This window comes from Saccharopolyspora griseoalba (assembly GCF_042665275.1).
GTDB lineage: Bacteria > Actinomycetota > Actinomycetes > Mycobacteriales > Pseudonocardiaceae > Saccharopolyspora > Saccharopolyspora griseoalba.
The window spans coordinates 16,597-32,972 of record NZ_JBHTCJ010000019.1; the positions used below are offsets into that span (position 1 = coordinate 16,597).

15 protein-coding genes are annotated in these 16,376 nt (G+C 72.7%); 5 read left to right on the forward strand and 10 right to left on the reverse strand.

Going from position 1 to position 16,376, the window contains the following annotated elements:
• Positions 1-43: 43 nt before the first annotated feature.
• Positions 44-889 carry an SDR family oxidoreductase gene (locus ACFQRI_RS25285; protein ID WP_380672814.1) on the reverse strand — a complete coding sequence of 282 codons (846 nt, stop codon included), beginning with the start codon at positions 887-889 and terminating at the stop codon, positions 44-46.
• A gap of 105 nt (positions 890-994) precedes the next feature.
• Between ACFQRI_RS25285 and ACFQRI_RS25290 the strand changes: the two genes are divergently transcribed.
• Positions 995-1,585: a TetR/AcrR family transcriptional regulator gene (locus ACFQRI_RS25290; RefSeq protein WP_380672816.1), complete on the forward strand. Its 591-nt coding sequence runs from the start codon at positions 995-997 to the stop codon at positions 1,583-1,585.
• Positions 1,586-1,631: 46 nt separating this feature from the next.
• Here the strand turns inward: ACFQRI_RS25290 and ACFQRI_RS25295 are convergent, their stop codons facing one another.
• Positions 1,632-3,146, reverse strand: coding sequence for a hypothetical protein (locus tag ACFQRI_RS25295; RefSeq protein WP_380672818.1), 1,515 nt, complete (start codon positions 3,144-3,146; stop codon positions 1,632-1,634).
• A 461-nt stretch (positions 3,147-3,607) separates the two neighbouring features.
• Here ACFQRI_RS25295 and ACFQRI_RS25300 point away from each other — a divergent pair, with 461 nt between their 5' ends.
• Entirely contained in the window at positions 3,608-4,459 is an 852-nt protein-coding gene (locus tag ACFQRI_RS25300) for an SAM-dependent methyltransferase (RefSeq protein WP_380672820.1), read from the forward strand.
• Between the two features lie 48 nt (positions 4,460-4,507).
• Here the strand turns inward: ACFQRI_RS25300 and ACFQRI_RS25305 are convergent, their stop codons facing one another.
• Both ACFQRI_RS25305 and ACFQRI_RS25310 read right to left on the reverse strand, forming a co-directional pair.
• Entirely contained in the window at positions 4,508-5,419 is a 912-nt protein-coding gene (locus ACFQRI_RS25305) for an endonuclease/exonuclease/phosphatase family protein (protein WP_380672822.1), read from the reverse strand.
• A 94-nt stretch (positions 5,420-5,513) separates the two neighbouring features.
• Positions 5,514-6,272 (reverse strand): AraC family transcriptional regulator, encoded by a 759-nt coding sequence (locus ACFQRI_RS25310; RefSeq protein WP_380672824.1) that lies wholly within the window; start codon positions 6,270-6,272, stop codon positions 5,514-5,516.
• Positions 6,273-6,357: 85 nt separating this feature from the next.
• On the opposite strand from ACFQRI_RS25310, the gene ACFQRI_RS25315 reads away from it, so the two are divergent.
• Complete coding sequence (locus tag ACFQRI_RS25315; RefSeq protein WP_380672826.1) at positions 6,358-7,146, forward strand: TSUP family transporter; 789 nt, start codon at positions 6,358-6,360, stop codon at positions 7,144-7,146.
• Between the two features lie 27 nt (positions 7,147-7,173).
• On the opposite strand, the gene ACFQRI_RS25320 is transcribed toward ACFQRI_RS25315, so the two are convergent.
• Positions 7,174-8,223, reverse strand: coding sequence for a cyclase family protein (locus ACFQRI_RS25320; protein ID WP_380672828.1), 1,050 nt, complete (start codon positions 8,221-8,223; stop codon positions 7,174-7,176).
• 168 nt (positions 8,224-8,391) lie between these two features.
• A complete protein-coding gene (locus ACFQRI_RS25325) occupies positions 8,392-9,291 on the reverse strand; it encodes a class I SAM-dependent methyltransferase (protein WP_380672830.1) in 900 nt (299 codons plus the stop codon).
• 443 nt (positions 9,292-9,734) lie between these two features.
• On the opposite strand from ACFQRI_RS25325, the gene ACFQRI_RS25330 reads away from it, so the two are divergent.
• Positions 9,735-10,697: an arabinan endo-1,5-alpha-L-arabinosidase gene (locus ACFQRI_RS25330; protein ID WP_380672832.1), complete on the forward strand. Its 963-nt coding sequence runs from the start codon at positions 9,735-9,737 to the stop codon at positions 10,695-10,697.
• An 82-nt stretch (positions 10,698-10,779) separates the two neighbouring features.
• Here ACFQRI_RS25330 and ACFQRI_RS25335 read toward each other — a convergent pair whose 3' ends face one another.
• The 4 genes from ACFQRI_RS25335 to ACFQRI_RS25350 all read right to left on the reverse strand — a co-directional run bounded on the left by ACFQRI_RS25335 (position 10,780) and on the right by ACFQRI_RS25350 (position 15,152).
• A complete protein-coding gene (locus ACFQRI_RS25335) occupies positions 10,780-11,805 on the reverse strand; it encodes a Gfo/Idh/MocA family protein (RefSeq protein WP_380672834.1) in 1,026 nt (341 codons plus the stop codon).
• A gap of 17 nt (positions 11,806-11,822) precedes the next feature.
• The gene (locus ACFQRI_RS25340) at positions 11,823-12,689 is read right to left on the reverse strand and encodes a sugar phosphate isomerase/epimerase family protein (protein WP_380672836.1); all 867 of its coding nucleotides are present in this window, start codon (positions 12,687-12,689) and stop codon (positions 11,823-11,825) included.
• A 27-nt stretch (positions 12,690-12,716) separates the two neighbouring features.
• Positions 12,717-14,132: a sugar porter family MFS transporter gene (locus tag ACFQRI_RS25345; RefSeq protein ID WP_380672838.1), complete on the reverse strand. Its 1,416-nt coding sequence runs from the start codon at positions 14,130-14,132 to the stop codon at positions 12,717-12,719.
• A gap of 69 nt (positions 14,133-14,201) precedes the next feature.
• Complete coding sequence (locus tag ACFQRI_RS25350; RefSeq protein ID WP_380672840.1) at positions 14,202-15,152, reverse strand: TIM barrel protein; 951 nt, start codon at positions 15,150-15,152, stop codon at positions 14,202-14,204.
• A gap of 195 nt (positions 15,153-15,347) precedes the next feature.
• On the opposite strand from ACFQRI_RS25350, the gene ACFQRI_RS25355 reads away from it, so the two are divergent.
• A complete protein-coding gene (locus tag ACFQRI_RS25355) occupies positions 15,348-16,376 on the forward strand; it encodes a LacI family DNA-binding transcriptional regulator (RefSeq protein ID WP_380672842.1) in 1,029 nt (342 codons plus the stop codon).

Below are 16,376 nucleotides of genomic sequence, written 5' to 3' on the forward strand. Positions count from 1 at the left end.
GAGACCTCCTCCGCTGTCGAGATCCGTCGTGCTCTTCCGCCGGTCACCCCGCTCGACGCCGCGCGAACTCCCGCATCCGGCGGACGTAGCCCACCAGGCCCGGCAGCCGGACCGGTTGCGGCCAGGCGTCCGGGCGCAGGTAGGCGTCCGATCCGCCGTCGACGAAGAGCACGCTGCCGACCAGGAAGTCGGCCGCGTCGGAGAGCAGGAACACCACCCAGTCGCCCAGCTGGTCCGGATCTCCGAACCCGCCGATGGGCACCGGGAAGGAGCGGAAGGCCTTCGCCCCGACGGGTTCGGCCAGCTGGCGCTCCAGCAGCGGCGTGCGCACCGCTCCCGGGGCCAGCGCGTTCAGCCGGATGCCCTCCCCCGCCCATTCCGGCCGCACCGCGTTGCGCCGCACCCAGCGGGTGAGGGCGAGCTTGGTCGCGGCGTAGACCATCAGCGGGGCGGCTCGGCCGAACATCCGCGCGCTGCGCACGGCCCGGTCGGGATCGTCGGCCAGCAGGGCGCGCACGGCCCGGCGCGGCACCAGCGGGGTGGCGGTGGTCGAGTTGCTGGCGAAGACCACGACCTTGCCCTCCCGCAGCGCGGGTCGCCAAGTTCGGAGCAGGTCGACCGCGCCGAGGTAGTTGACCTGCGCGATCGCCCGTTCGCGCCCCGACACGGGGCCGATCCCGGCCGCGAGGACGGCACCGTCGAGGTGGTCGCCCGCGGCCGCGAGCACCGCTTCGGCCGCCTCGCGGCGACCCCCGCCCGCGGAGAGATCGGCGTTCACCTCCGCGTCGGCGAGGTCCACTCCGATGACGGTGTGCCCGGCGGCGCGGAGCTTGTCGGCTGCGGCCCGGCCCATGCCGGACGCCGATCCGGTGACCGCGTAGGTGCCCACGAGCGCCTCCTCCCGCCGCACTGCCGTTCCCGAGCCTAGCACCTTTTTGGCCAATCGAGCCAAAAAGCGGCGCGGGAGGAGGTCGGGTTCGCTATCGTCGGGCACGTGAGCTCCAGCGACGCCCGCGCGCAGCGCGGCAGGCCGACCGTGCTCGACCGCGGCGCCATCGCCACCGCGACCTTCCGGCTGTGGAGCGAGCACGGCTACCAGGCCGTGGGATGGCGGGACATCGCCGAGGCCACCGGGGTCAGCGTGCGCACCCTGGTCCGCCACTTCGCGCGCAAGTCCGACATCGCCTGGGTCGGCGTGCCCGGTGCGACTCGCCGACTGCGCGCGGCGCTCGCCGAAACCCCCGCCGACGTGCCGGTGGACGTGGCGGCCCGGCGCGCGATCGTCGAGTCCATTTCGGACGATCCGATGACGCCCGCCGGGACCGACTGGATCCGCGTGGTCGCCTCGGAACCGGAGCTCGCCGGCTCCGCGCCCGGGGCCTACCGGCCGTGGATCGACGAGCTCGCCCGGTTCCTCCGGCAGCGCGCACCGGAGCTCTCCCCCGCCGAGGCCGAGGCGATCGCCAGCGGCTACCAGGCGACCGCCTTCGCCGCGCTGGTCTCCTGGGGCGAAGGGCGCACCGGTGGCGACGCGGCGGCTTCCGCCGACCGGGCGCTGCGGCGGCTCTCGATCGCCACCGGCTGAGGCTCGCGCGGGTGCGCCCGCCGGCGCGGCGGGCGCACCCGCACCGTCAGCGAGGCGGGAACTCGTATCCCGGGCGGGTTTCCGGGGCGGTCATGACGTAGAAGTCGCCGTGCGTGCCGTAGCCGAGGACGGGTTCGGCGTACTGCGCGCCGTCGAAGGTGACCATGAGGTAGCGGGTCTCCCCCTGCTCCGGCACCGGGATGATCATCGGGTGCGGGATGTTGGTGCCGTACGGCGCGTCGAGCGTGCCCAGGAACTCCATGCCCAGGTCGTAGACCCGGTAGTTGCGGGCGTCGCCGTCGCTGGCCAGCAGGTACCAGGTGCCGCCGATCTTCTGCAGGATGGTGCCCTCGGTCTGGTCCAGCGAGGTGTCCGCGGCGACCGGGGCGAGCTCGTCCAGGCTCGCGCCGGTGGCCAGGGCCGGGTGGAACTGGAACGGGTCCTGCGACGGGCTTTCCACGAACGCGACGTGCCAGGTGCCGTCGATGCGGGCCAGGGCCGGGTCCCAGGCGCCGCTGGCCTCGGTGGGCAGGGCCATCGGCCGGGATTCCAGCACGTGCACCCCGGAGAGCACGTCCTCGCGGGTGCGCGCGATGTGGCAGCGCAGGCCGTCGCCGGCGAAGTCGCCCCAGCCGCTGGCGGTGACGATGAACTCGCCGGCGAGGTCGTCGAAGACCAGGTGCCCGGCGTGGTCGCCGAGCACCGCGCCGTCGCGCTGGAAGAACAGGTGCGCGACCTGCCGGAGGACGGTGGGATCGGCCAGGTCCAGCTCCCACACGCCCCAGTGCGCGGTCTGGAAGAAGCCCAGGCCCGCGTTGGTCATGGTCAGGTAGGCCTTGCCCGCGCGGATGTAGGGCGTCCCGTCGGCGTGGGTGACCAGGTGGGGGTCGCGCACGCCCACCGCGCCGTAGTAACCGGCGCGCGCCGAGGCGATCTCCAGCGCGGCGCCGTCCTCGCGCGGGCCGTAGCCGAAGGTGTGCTCGACCAGGACCGCCGGGTCGCGCAGGTCGACGACCTCGTTGACCCGCTCGCGCAGCAGGGGCCGCCAACCGTCGCCGGTGTCGGCCAGCGCGGTCACGAAGTTCTCGTTGAGCACGAAGGCGAAGGTGTGGGACGTGCCGAGCTCGGCGGTCGCGGTGCCCACCACGGTGGTGCTGCCGTTCCGGGTGACCTGCACCGAGACCTCGCCGGTGGCCGGGTCGTGCACGGCCATCACCGAGTCGGTACCGGTGGCCAGACCGGCGCGCACGCCGGAACCGGCGTCGGCCACCTCCAGCACGAGCGTGGCGTAGGGGGCGATCGGCTCGCGCTCGGTGCGCAGCACTTCGCGCAGCCGCGCGGGCCCGCTCTCGTGCAGCACGAAGCCCGGGGAGAGCAGGTCGAACGGGCGGTGCTGGTGCGCGGTGTCGAAGTGGAGGTCGAACGGCCCCGGGGGCGCGCCGGCCGCGCCGGCGGCGACGGGCACGCCGATGCCCGTCGCCGCAGCGGCTCCCGCGGCTCCGGCGATGCGGAACAGCTGCCTGCGGTCCAGTGCGGTGGGCCCGAGTCTGCGGTGCGGCACGAATCCTCCTCTGGTCGCCGCCGCGCTGCGCTCCGGCCGCGCGGCGGTGCCGGTTCGAACGATCAAAGCTTCGGAGAGCAGGATCAGCCATCGGTAAACGATTGACAATGCCCGATCGGGCACCTCACCGGAGTTACGGCAACCGCAGCTGCAGAGCATCGGCCACCTGGACGAGCAGGGGCAGAGAGCTGATCGCCCGCAAGCCGGCGATCGCGCGCTCGACATCGGCGTACGCGGCCGGCGTCGAACTACGCCGCATCGCGCCGCCCGCAGGTCTGGTCAGCCCCCGTGCCGGGGTCTCGGTGTCACCTGCGGGGCTGACAGGCCCGACGCGCGGCGGTGAGCGTCCTCACTCCCCCGAGACCTGCGCGATCCTCGGATCGACGGTCCTCGTTGGTTCCCCGGAGGTAATCGTCGGGTACCGTGTCCGTGCATTCGTGATCTAGCTGCGGGGAGCTGGCATGTCCGAAACACCGTCCAAAGCACCCAGTTCCGCACCGGTGGGGGTCGACACCACCACCGCGAGCATCGCCAGGGTCTACGACGCCGCGCTCAACGGCAAGGACAACTTCGAGGTCGACCGGCTGGTCCTGCAGCAGGTCGCCCAGGCGGCTCCGGAGGTCAACGACCTCGCGTGGTCCAACCGCAAGTTCCTGCAGCGCGCGTGCCAGTTCCTGGCCGACCAGGGCGGGATCAAGCAGTTCCTGGACTGCGGCTCGGGCCTGCCCACTGCGGAGAACACCCACCAGATCGTGCAGCGCCTGGACACCGAGTCCCGGGTGGTCTACGTGGACAACGATCCGGTGGTGCTCGCGCACGGGCGCGCGCTGCTGGAGGAGAACGGGTTCACCCACTTCGCGGCGGCCGACATCTTCAAACCGGAGGAGGTGCTGGCCCACGAGACCGTCCGCGGCCAGCTGGACTTCGACCAGCCGGTGGGGTTGCTGCACGTCGGCACCCTGCACCACTACCTGGGCGAGGACGGCCCGGAGATGATGCGCGCCTTCATCGACGCGCTCGCCCCGGGCAGCTTCGTGGCCATCGCGCACTTCTTCGACCCGGAGACGCCCGAGCACAGCGAGCTGGCCCGCAGGATGGAGGAGCTGTTCCTGCACAGCCCGATGGGCTCGGGCCGCTTCCGCACCCGCTCGGAGATCCGCGCGCTGGTACCCGGCATGGAGATCATGCCGCCCGGCCCGGACGCCCCGGCCGATGTCGAGCTCTGCGACCGCTGGTGGCCCACCGGCCCCCGGCTGCGGCCGCTCAACCAGGCCGAGCACTGCATCGCGGCCCTGGTGGCCCGCAAGCCCTGACGCGGAGCGCGGTGCCCCCTCGCGCGGAGGCACCGCAGCTCGCGCGGATCAGATGTCGAGCGTCGCCGTGATCCTGCGGTGGTCCGACGGCGGGTCGGCGGGATCCTTCGGGAGGTGGACCCGGTAGTCGGTCAGGCGGTCCTTGAACCCGTCGTTGACCAGCACCCGGTCCAGGGTCATCGGCCCGAAGGTCCCCGGCGCTCCCCCGTTGACCGTGGGCGTGCGGTCGTCGAACAGCTCGGCGGCGCAGTGGAATCCCGCACCGCCCTGCCGCCGCCCGGTCGGCTCGTGCCAGCGACCGAGCAGGAAGTCCAGCGCCTCGGTCGCGCGTTCGTCGACCGGGGTGCCGTCCGGGCCGATCTCCGGTGGCCAGTGCGTCTTCGTGTAGCGCCGCCAGGCGGGCGCCTGGTCGAAGTTGTCCACGCGCCAGTGCGGCCCCGAGGGGTGCGAGTTGAAATCGCCCACCACCGCGCACGGCACGTCCGGCCGGGCGTACGGGCGGAGGTTGCGCGCGTCGCGCAGCCGGGCGAGCTCGTCGTTGACGTCCCAGTGCGCGGCCACCAGCCGCCACTTCTCGCTGCTTCCCGCCAGCGACGCGACCAGCAGGTTCGTCCGGTGCGCGAGGTGATCGGGCTCGCGCCCGGAGAACCAGTGGTGCACGGTGATCACCTGCGGGTCGACGAACACCACCGGCGCCATCGGACCGCGATCACCGGTCAGCGTGCCCAGCAGCGGAACGTAGGGCCTGCCACCGGCCTCCCGCATCGCCGCCGCCGCGCCGAAGGCTCCCGCGCTGCCGTTGTGCTCGTAGAACGCGCCCTCGCAGAGCACCAGGACCGCGGGCCAGTCGTCGTCCATCGCCTCCACCAGCCGGGAGAAGTCGTGGTCCCGGCGGGAGCTCCAGATCCCCTCGACCAGACCTCCGACCTCGAAGTTGAACTCCGCGATGTCGACGAGCACACCAACCTCCACCTGATCCGGAAAGCCGCGCCCGCAGTCTTCCGGCGAGCCGCGCGCCGGTCCAGGCTAGGCGGGCCCGCATCACACCCGCTCGTCAGTCGCCCGGTGCTCCCCGGAACGACGACGGGTTCCGGCCGATGGCCCGGGTGAACGCGGCGGGCGACGCGTAGCCCAGGCGCCCGGCGGTCTCGGTGACCGTGCACGTGCGCAGCAGCGGGAGGCTCGCCAGCACGCGCGCCCGGGCGCGCCACGCCGCCGGGCTCATCCCCGTCGCGGCCCGGAAGCTGCGATCGAGGGTTCGCTCGCTCATCCCGGCCGCCCGCGCCCAGTCCGCGTTCGACACGGCGACGTCGGGCGCCGCGAGGTAGGCGCGGCACAGCGGGCGGAGCGGGGCGCCGGGCGGCAGCGAGATCCGCAGCGGGAGCGGCGAGACCCGCTGCAGCTCGTGCAGTACGAGCCGGACCAGCGCGCCGTCGCGGCCGTCTACGTCGTAGTCGGCTTCGAGCTCGTTCGCCGCCCGGACCAGCTCGCGCAGCAGCGGCTCGACCTCGACCACGGTGCACCTGGTCGGCCACCACGGCACCGCGTCGGGTTCGACGTAGAGGCTCCACGTCGTGACGTCGAGCATGCGCACCTCGTGCTCGACCCCCGCCGGGATGAGCACCGCGCGGTCGGCGGGAACGGTCCACGAGCCCTCGTCGGTCTCCACGAGCATGACCCCGGTCGCGCCGTAGAGCAGCTGCGCCCGGCGGTGCCGGTGGCGGGCCAGCAGGAAGTCGGGCGGGTAGCGGGTGCCGATCGGCAGGACGTCGACCGGCAGGTGGTCGTGGTCGGCGAGGCGGGCGTTGCGCACGCCCTCCAGGATATGGCGAGGTCTCGAAAACCCTCGGCGGAGCATCGATTGCCGGCCCCGGCGCCCGTGCGATGTGCTCGGCGGCGTGGAATCGCTGCTGCTCGTCCTCGTCGGTGTCCTCGTCGGTCTGACCACCGCGCTGTTCGGCTTCGGCGGTGGATTCGTCACCGTGCCGATCATCACCGTGGCCGACGCCGGCCTCGGCGATCGGGCAGCGCAGGTGGCCGCCGCGACCTCGGCGCTGGTGATGCTGGTGAACGCGGCGGTCGCCACCGCGTCGACCCGACCCGAGGTGCTCCGCGCGCTCCGCGGCCGCACCGGGTTGTTGCTGTTGCTGGCGGCGGGCGGGGCGGTGGGCGCCGCAGCCGCGGGCGGTGCGCCGGAAGCCGCGCTCCGCTGGGGGTTCGTCGCCTACGTCGGCGCCACCGTGGTCGACCTGCTGGTGCGCCCCGGCTTCTTCGGCGGATCCCGGCGCACCGATCCCGACCGCACCGGCGCGACCGGCGTCCCCACGGCGCTGGGGCTGCCGATCGGCGCGATCGCGGCGTTCCTCGGCGTCGGGGGCAGCGTGCTGACGGTGCCGGTGATGCGCCGGTCCGGGGCCCCGATGGCGGTGGCGACGACCTTGGCGAACCCGCTCACCCTGGCGATCGTCGCGCCGGCGGTCGCGGTCGTGCTGCTCGGGCCGGCGGACGCGAGCGCTCCCGGCGTCGTGGGGGCGGTGGACGTCCGCGCCGCGCTCGCCCTGCTCACCGGGGCGATGCCGGTCATCGTGCTGCTGCGCAGGCGGCCGCCCCGGGTCCCGGAAGCGGTGCACGCGTGGGGCTACCTGCTGCTGCTCGTCGCCGCGGCGTGCACCGTCGCGCTCGCCTGAGCCCGGATCCCGGCCTCGCCGAACGAGTCACAGGGTCGCGATCGGGTTGGCGGGCGAGCCGACCGCTCCGGGCAGGTGCAGGGGCGGGGCGGTCAGCAGGAACCGGGAGCGACCACGCGCGCGCAGATCGGCGGCCAGCGGGGTGAGGTACCACAGCTCGCCGAGGTGCACGCCGAGCTTGAACAGGCAGTGCTCGTGCAGCGGCAGGGCGGGCGCGGGCGGATCGGCCGGGCGCGCCGGGAGCTGCTCGACGGCGTAGTTGTCGGCGATGAGCGCGGCCAGCCCGGTCTCGGTGATCCACCGCTTGAGCCGCTCGTCGCGACCGTCGAGCGCGGCGCAGGCGCCGTGCAGCACCTCGGGATCCGGGTCGCCGCCCATGTCGACCAGCCGCTGCCCGAATCCGGTGTGCAGGCACACCAGATCTCCCTCCCCGACCTCGACGCCGTCGGCCGCCATGATCTCGGCGAGCAGGTCGTAGCCGACCGGGGTGCGCTCGTCGCCGAGGTGGTGGCGCAGGTCGATCAGCACGCCGCGGCCCTGCGCCCCCGCTCGGGCGAGGTGCTCGATGCCCAGCGGACCGCCCGACGAGGTGGTCCGCTCGTCCAGGTCGGCGAATCCCGAGTCGGTCAGCTCCTCGGGCCCGAGGACGTCGACGCCCGCGCGGTAGCCGTTGTAGTACACCGGTTCGGGGATGCCGTCGCCGTCGGCGTCGAACAGCGCCCCGGCGTGCGCCAGCGAGTCCCACTGCGTCGAGTACTGCAGGTGCAGCACGGCCAGGTCGTCGCTGAGCACGTCGGTGCGCCCGTCCTGGATCCGGCGCATCTCGAAGTTGAAGTTCACCTCGCCGGGGCGGCGGGTGGGCCGCAGCACCGGTGGCCGCCGGTTGGGGTTGAGCTCGCTGCCGCCCGGCAGGGTCAGCGGCAGGCTCAGGCAGTGCCGCACCCCGTCGATCACCTCGGCCGCTGCGGCGCGCACCCGCTCCGGGGTCAGCAGGTTGATCCGCCCCAGCCGGTCGTCCGGGCCGAAATCGCCCCAGTTGGACCCCTCCGGCCGATTCACCCAGCGCGCACCACGCACGTCCGCCTCCTCCTCGCCGATTCGGAAGATCCCGGTCCACCGCGGCCATCATGCGACCCCGTTCAGCGTTGGTGAAGCGGTGATCCCGCCAGCACGGGAAACCGCGCCCATCCGGTCGACCCGCGCCGCCTGGTCAGCGATGTGCTGCGCCGGGCCGACCGGGTGCCGTCACGACTCGGCCAGCTGGAAGTGCCAGATGATCATCGCCGGGGTGTCCGTGGCGGCACGTGCTGCTTCGGGGATCAGTCCGGTCAAGCTCCACGGCCAGGTGTGCCAGGAACCCGCCGTGGTCGCGGGGGTCGAGGGCTCCGCCGGTTCGGAGCGGTTCGCGGTCGGCATGCGGGGCTCCTCGCAGCTCCGGAGTTGCAAGCCCACCGGCAGCGCGGCGCGCAGGTAGTCCCCGACCAGGTGACGATGGCTGACCAGTCGTCCCGGGCGCCCGTCCGAGTCGCGCACCGGTGGGATCGAGCCCCGCGCCACCGCCTCCGGGTGCACGTCGGCGATGATCAGGTGCCCGCCCGGACGCAGCGCCCTGGCGAACTCGGCGATCGCCGGTCGCACCGCGGGCAGGTGCGTCAGCGCGAGGCCGCACGCGACCAGGTCCACTGCGGAGTCGGCCACCGGCAGGCGGTGCAGATCGCCGAGCAGGAACTCGCCGCTAGGCACTCGCGCGCGGGCGCGCTCGAGCATGTCGGGCGAGCTGTCCACGCCGATGACTCGATGGCCGCGCTCGGCGAGCCACTGCGCGTACCGGCCGGTACCGCACGCCGCGTCCAACGCGTCCCCCGGCGGCAAGGCGTCGACGATCCGCTTCACCTCGGGCTCGTCGATCTCGAACGCCGCGTTGCCCGGCTCGTCGTAGGTGTCCGCCCACGCCCGGTAGCCCTCGACCGCGTCCACGCGCCGCACGTCCGCGGCGGCGCCGGCCAGGGACTCGTCCTGGAGCAGCCCGCGGACCTCGGCGATCCGCGACTCGGTGAACTCGCGGTCGAATTCCCCGACGAACCCGCGCAACAGGGCGATGCCTTCCAGGCCGAGCAGGTAGGCCAACGGGTGCTCGTAGATCACGGCGGCGAGACTAGAGCGGCGCACCCGCACGTGCCAGCCGATTTCGTCGCCCGCCCGCTGGCCGTCGCGGTGCCGCTCCGGCGCGCGGCCCCGGCCGAACTTCCGCGCCGACGCGGGACTCCCCCGCTCGGCCTCCGCACGCCGACTCCGGAATCCGGCGTTGGCGGTACCACATCTCCGGCAGGCCTGCGCAAGGCTGAATCGACGCAGGACAGCGCAGGTTTCACCGGAAGCACCAGTCCGGGAGGCGTGATTTGACCACCCGGCACCGGAGTCGTAATGTCCGCTTCAGAACCGCCGCGACATGTTAGCGCTCACTTCCCGCGGTTCCGAATCTCCCCACGCGTCACGCACTTCCACCCCGCTTCCGAGGCGGTACGCCCCGGAACCACTCGTGCCGGGACGTGGTCGCCGCCGCGAACCGCCGGAGAGGAGACAACGACGTGCGAAGTCGTCTGCTCGTGCTGGTCACCGCGGTGAGCGCGCTCGCCTCCGCAGTTCCCTCCTCCGCCGCCGACTACCCGATGCCCGGTGTCGTGACCGGTGACGTCGCCGCGCACGACCCGTCGATGGTGCGCACCGATTCCGGGTACCTGCTCTACTCCACGCACGACCGCATCGAGATGCGCAGCTCGCCCGACCGCACCCGCTTCGACCGGGCCGGGTCGGCCCTCGCCTCGGTGCCGGCGTGGGTGTTCGACTACAACGCCGACGGCGACGTCTGGGCGCCGGACATCTCGTTCCACGACGGGCAGTACTGGATGTACTACTCGGCATCGAGCTTCGGCTCCAACCACTCCGCGATCGGCCTGGCCACCAGCCCCACCGGGCAGCCGGGGAGCTGGCAGGACCGCGGCGTCGTGCACGCCACCACGACCGCCGACGACCACAACGCGATCGACCCCAACCTGCTGGTGGACTCGCAGGGGCGCTGGTGGTTGTCGTTCGGCTCGTTCTGGACCGGGATCCGGATGATCCGGCTCGATCCGGCCACGGGCATGCGGGCGCCCGGCGATCAGACCGTGCACCGCCTGGCCACCCGACCGCAGGACCCGCACGCCGTCGAAGCGCCCGCGATCGTCGAGCGCGACGGGATGTTCTACCTGTTCGTCTCGTTCGGCCGGTGCTGCCAGGGCGTGGACAGCACGTACCGGATCGTGGTCGGTCGTTCCACCGAACCCACCGGGCCGTACCTGGACCGGAGCGGCACGCCGATGACCGAGGGCGGCGGCACCGAGGTCCTCGCGAGCCACGACAACGTCGTCGGCCCGGGCGGGCAGAGCGTGCTGGGCGATTCCGACGGCGATCTGCTCGTCTACCACTACTACGACGCCGACGAGGGCGGCGCCCACGAGCTGGGCATCAACCTGCTCGGCTGGGATCGGGGCTGGCCTCACGTCCGCTGACCGCCCGTGCTCCGCAGCGCGCGAGGGGCCCAGCAGGAGTTGCGCGCTGGGCTCCTCGCGCGAGAGAACGGCGCTCGGCCGGTCAGGTCCTGCCGTAGAACGCCGGGCGCTCGACCAGGTCGACTTCGGAGCGGCCGTCGCCGGCCTGGGCTCGGACGCCCGCCTCGCAGGCGGCCGCCGCGGCGTAGCCGTCCCAGGTGCTCGCGGCGGTGCGGTCCACCTCCCCGCGGCGCGCGGCGTCGGCCCAGCGCTGGAACTCGCGGTCGAAGGCCGCGCCGAAGCGGTCGCGGAAGTCCTCGGTGATCGTTCCGCCCCACCGGCCCTCGCGGTGCACCAGCGGTCCGCCGTCGGCTCCGATGAGCGCGGTCCCGCGCTCGCCCACCGCCTCGCAGCGGACCTGGTAGCCGAACCCGCAGTTGACGAAGATCTCCACGTCGACCAGCGCGCCGCGCGCGGTCTCGATGGTGACCATCTGCGGGTCCAGCAGCCCCTCCGGCGCCGCCGAGCTCGACCGGGGAGCGCGCACCGAGACCGCCGAGATCTCGCTGTCGAGCAGCCAGCGCGCGGTGTCGAACTCGTGCACCACCGAGTCGTAGATCATCATCTCGCTGGTGAAGCCCGGTGGCGTCGCCGCGTTGCGGTGCGCGCAGTGCAGCATCAGCGGCGAGCCCAGGTCGCCGGAGTCGAGCAGCCGCTTGAGCTCGGCGTACTCGGCGTCGAAGCGGCGCATGAAACCGACCTGCACCAACCGCTTGCCGCGCGCCTCCTCGGCCTCGACCACGCGCAGCGAGGACTTCGCGTCCGGCGTCAGCGGCTTCTCGCACAGCACCGGCACGTCGTTGTCGATCGCAGCCAGCAGCAGCGGCTCGTGCACCGCTCCCGGCGAGGCGATCACCAGCGCGTCCACCGCGGAGTCGCCGATGATCTCCAGCGGGTCGGCCACCGCGCGCGCTCCGCTCGCCTCGGCGACCCCCTCGGCGCGACCCAGGTCGGGGTCGGCGACCGCGGCCAGGCGCACCCCGCTGATCCGCTTCTCGAGGCGCAGCGCGTGGTCCGCGCCCATCCGGCCGGCCCCGATCAGGCCGACCCGGAGGTCCTTGTCTCCCACGGGAATTCCTTTCCAGCTCAGCGCCTGAGCTCCTTGGTGATCCGTTCGAGCATGAACTTCGAGGACTCCACCGCCCGGTCCTCCCAGGCGAACACGCAGGCCGTGACGATGCCGTCGAAGTTCGTCTCGCGCAGCGAGCCGAACAGCGCGTCCCAGTCCACCTCGCCCTGGCCGATGTCCAGGTGCTGGTGGATGCGGGCCGGCGTGCCGGGCGGGTTGAGGATGTAGCGCAGCCCGGACGAGGCCTTGTGGTTGAACGTGTCGGCGATGTGCACGTGGGCGAGCTTGTCCCCGGCGTACTGCAGCATCGCGGGGATGTCGGCCCCGGTGTCCTCCCCGGAGAGGTGGAACGTGTGCGGCGCGCAGTACAGGTAGTTCACCCACGGCTTGTTGATCGCCCGGACCAGGTCCACCGCCGGGGCGTTGACCTCGCAGAAGTCGTCCGGGTGGGCTTCCAGGTTCAGCGCGATGCCCTCGCGCTCGAACACCGGCAGCAGCTCCTCCATCGACCGCCAGAACGCCGCCTCGCTCTCGGCGGGGCGCTCCGGGCGGCCGTTGAACTCGGAGTTCATCTGGGTGCACCCGAGCTCGGCGGTGACCTCGATCATCCGCTTCCAGTACCGCACCGCGGCCTGGCGCTCGTCCTCGTCCGGACCCGACCAGCGGTACAGCGGCAGCACGCTGGCCAGCCGCACCCCGGTCTCGTCCAGCGCGGACTTGAGCTCGGCGACCCGGTCGTCGTCCGCGCGGGGGTGGACGAAGAACGGCATGAAGTCATCGCGCGGGGACAGCTCGATGTGCTCGTAGCCGATGTCGGCGACGGTGCGCACCATCTCCCGGATCGGGAGCGCGCGGAACATGTGCGGGTCGATTGCGATCTTCATGGGATTCGGTCCTCAACGGTGGTCGAATTACGCGTACCGGACGCGCAGCTCGGTCTCCAGGTTCTCCAGCGATTTGCCCCTGGTCTCCGGCACGAACTTGGCCACGAACGCGATGGCCAGCACGCCGACCGCGACGAAGACCAGGAAGGTGTTGGCCAGCCCCAGCGATGCCTCCAGGATCGGGAAGCTCAGGCCCACCGCGAAGTTCGTCGCCCACAGCACCAGGCTGGCCAGGCCGAAGGCGAACCCGCGCATCTTCAGCGGGAAGATCTCCGAGAGCATCAACCAGGTCACCGGCGAGGTCGCGCCCTGCTGGAAGGCCAGGAAGGTCACCGTCAGCGCGAGCACCAGCACACCGCGGGCGAGACCTTCGGGCACGGTCATCGACACCAGCGCGACCAGCAGCAGCGCCGAGGCCGTCCCGATCTGCCCGGCCAGCAGCATCGGCCTGCGGTTCACCCGGCCCAGCAGGTAGATGCCGACGAAGGTGGCCAGCACCGAGATCACGCCGTTGGCGATGTTGGCGACGATGGCGCCGTTGGCCGAGAAGCCGGAGGTCTTCAGGATCTGCGTGCCGTAGTACATGATCGTGTTGACGCCGCTGATCTGCTGCACGACCGCGATGCCGAAGCCCACCAGCAGCAGCCGGCGGATCCAGGGCACCTTCAGGTCCGCCCAGCCGCCCGCCTGCTGGCGCTCGTCCTCCTCGGCCAGGTGCTGCACCTCGTCGAGCTCGGTCTCGGCCCGCTGCGCGGTGCGCACCTGCCGCAGCACCTCCAGCGCTTCGCCCAGGCGGCCCCGCGAGGCGAGCCAGCGCGGGCTCTCCGGCACCAGCAGCATGCCCAACCACAGCACCACCGCGGGCAGCGAGGCGATGACCAGCATGTACCGCCAGACGTGGGCGGAGTCGCCGAGCGCGCCGGCGATCGCGGCGTTGAAGGTGAAGGCGGCCAGCTGACCGGTGACGATCATCAGCTCGTTCTGGGTCACCAGCCTGCCCCGCCGCTCGGCCGGGGAGACCTCGGCGAGGTAGGTCGGCACCGTCACCGAGGCGCCGCCGACGGCCAGGCCCAGCACGAAGCGGGCACCGACCATGAACGTCGCGCTGGGCGCGAAGGTGCAGCCCAGCGCGCCGACGAGGAAGATCGCGGCGAGCCAGAGGATGGTGCGCCGCCGGCCGCGCGCGTCGGAGAGCCTGCCGCCGACGAACGCGCCGATCGCGGCGCCGAACAGCAGTGAGCTGGTCACCAGACCTTCGGTCAGCGGCGTGAGCCCCAGGTCGGTCTGCATGTACGGCAGGGCGCCGTTGATGACGCCGGTGTCGTAGCCGAACAGCAGACCGCCGAAGGTCGAGATGATGGTGATGACCCGCAGACGGCGGTTGTGCGCCCCGGATCTGGGTTCGGCCGCGGGAGTCGGCACTTCGCTGTGCACTTCGGACATCGGGTGTGGGTCTCCTTCGTTGGAGCGCCCGCGCGGGCGGGCGTGGCGCTGATCCCCAGGGGTGTCGGGTCACCGTCCCCGCGGACGACGCACTCCGCTCAGACCGCACTCGGCCAGGTACTCGCGGGTCCGCACGGCGATGGGCAGCGGCACCTCCGGCGAGCACGGGTAGAGGTCCTGCTCGACGATCACGAAGAGCTCGGCGTCCAACGTGGACAGCTCCTGCACGATGTCGGCGGGGTTGGGCACGCCGGCCGGGGGCTCGACGCACACGCCGCGCTTGACGGCTTCGCCGAAGGACAGCTGCTCGGCCGAGACCTGGTCGAGCACCTCGGGGTCCATCTGCTTGATGTGCACGTAGCCCATGCGCTCGGCGTAGCGGCGGATGAGGTCGAGGTTGTCCCCGCCGCCGTAGGCCACGTGCCCGGTGTCCAGGCACAGGTTGGCGTAGCGCGAGTCGGACTCGTTGAGGAAGCGCTCGATCTCCGGCTGGGTCTGGATGTGGCTGTCGGCGTGCGGGTGCAGGCACAGCCGCACGTCGTAGTCCTCCAGCAGGATCTTGCCCAGCTCGTCGGCCGCGCCGCCCAGGCGGCGCCACTGCTCGGCGGTGAGCTCCGGGGACTCGGTGAACTCACCGGTCTTCTCGTCGCGGTACATCGGCGGGATGAACACCAGGTGGTGGGCGCCGACCGCCGCGGTCAGCTCGGCGACCTTGCGGACCTCGGCGACCATCGCGTCCCAGGCCTCCGGGCGGTGCAGCGCTCCGAACGTGGTGCCGCCGGAGACCTGCAGACCCCGCGAGCCGACCTCGTCGGCCAACCGCTGCGGGTCCAGCGGCAGGTATCCGGGCGGCCCCAGCTCCAGCCAGCGGTACCCGGCCTCGACCAGCTCGTCGAGGAAGCGCGTGTAGGGCACCTGGTGCTCGTCCTCGGGGAACCACACGCCCCAGGAATCCGGCGCGGAGCCCAGGCAGAGGTTGCCCACCACGGTCCGGACGGTGGCATCGTTCGTCGTCGTCATCGAACCCTCCTGCGGTACGGGCCTGCCGGAGCGGCGGCCCACGGGTGCGTCTCGATCGCCGGTGGCGGCGAGAGGTTTTGCTGGTGCGCGCCGACTAGCGCGCTCTAGTCCCGAATACTATGTTGGCCGTCACATGAGTATGTCAAGACGTTCTGCCAAACTTCTCGGCAGGGCCGATGAGGCAGGATCAGCAGGATGATCGACGAAACCGCGAGCCAGAACGGCGCTGCGGGACGCCGACCGACGATGGCCGACGTGGCGCGGGCGGCCGGGGTCTCCCGCGCGCTGGTGTCGCTGGTGTTCCGCAACCAGCCCGGCGCGGGCGAGGACACCCGGCAGCGGGTGCTGCTGGCCGCCGACCGGCTCGGCTACCGCCCGGACACCGCCGCCCGGATGCTGGCCAGCAGGCGCAGCCGCACCCTCGGCGTGATGCTCACCGTGCACCAGCCCTTCCAGGCCGACCTGGTGGAGGCGATCTACCCGGAAGCCGAGCGGCTGGGCTACGAGGTGCTGCTCTCGGCCACCGCGCCCTCGCGCGACGAGCGGCGCGCGGTGGAGGCGCTGCTGAGCCACCGCTGCGAGGCGTTGCTGCTGCTCGGCCCGCGCTCGGCGGCCGCCGACCTGGACGCGCTCAGCCGGCGGGCGGTCGTGACGCTGGTCAGCAGGCGCGCGCCGGACGCGCGGGTGGACAGCGTCAGCACCGCCGACGAAGCGGGCGTGCGGCAGGCCGTGGAGCACCTCGTCGAGCTGGGGCACCGCGAGATCCTGCACGTCGACGGCGGCGACGGGCCCGGGTCGGCCGAGCGGCGCGAGGCCTACCTGACCACGATGGCAGCGCACGGGCTCGGCGAGCGCGCGCGGGTGCTGCCCGGCGCGCACACCGAGGACGCTGGCGTGGCGGCCGGCGAGCAGCTGCTCGACGAACCGGCCCGGCCCACCGCCGTGCTGGCGGGCAACGACCGGTGCGCCGTCGGCCTGACCCGCGCGCTCGCGCGCGGGGGCGTCGTCGTACCCGACGAGATCTCCGTCGTCGGGTACGACGACAGCCACGTCTCCCACCTGGCCCCGGTGGATCTCACCACCATCCGGCAGGACGCCGACCGGATGGCCGAGCACGCGGTGCGGCTGGCCGTCGGCCGCCTGGAGGACGCCGCGAGGCGTCCCGGTGAGGTGGTGCTGGAGCCCCGGCTCGTGGTCCGGGGCAGCACCGCCCCACCTCGGTGA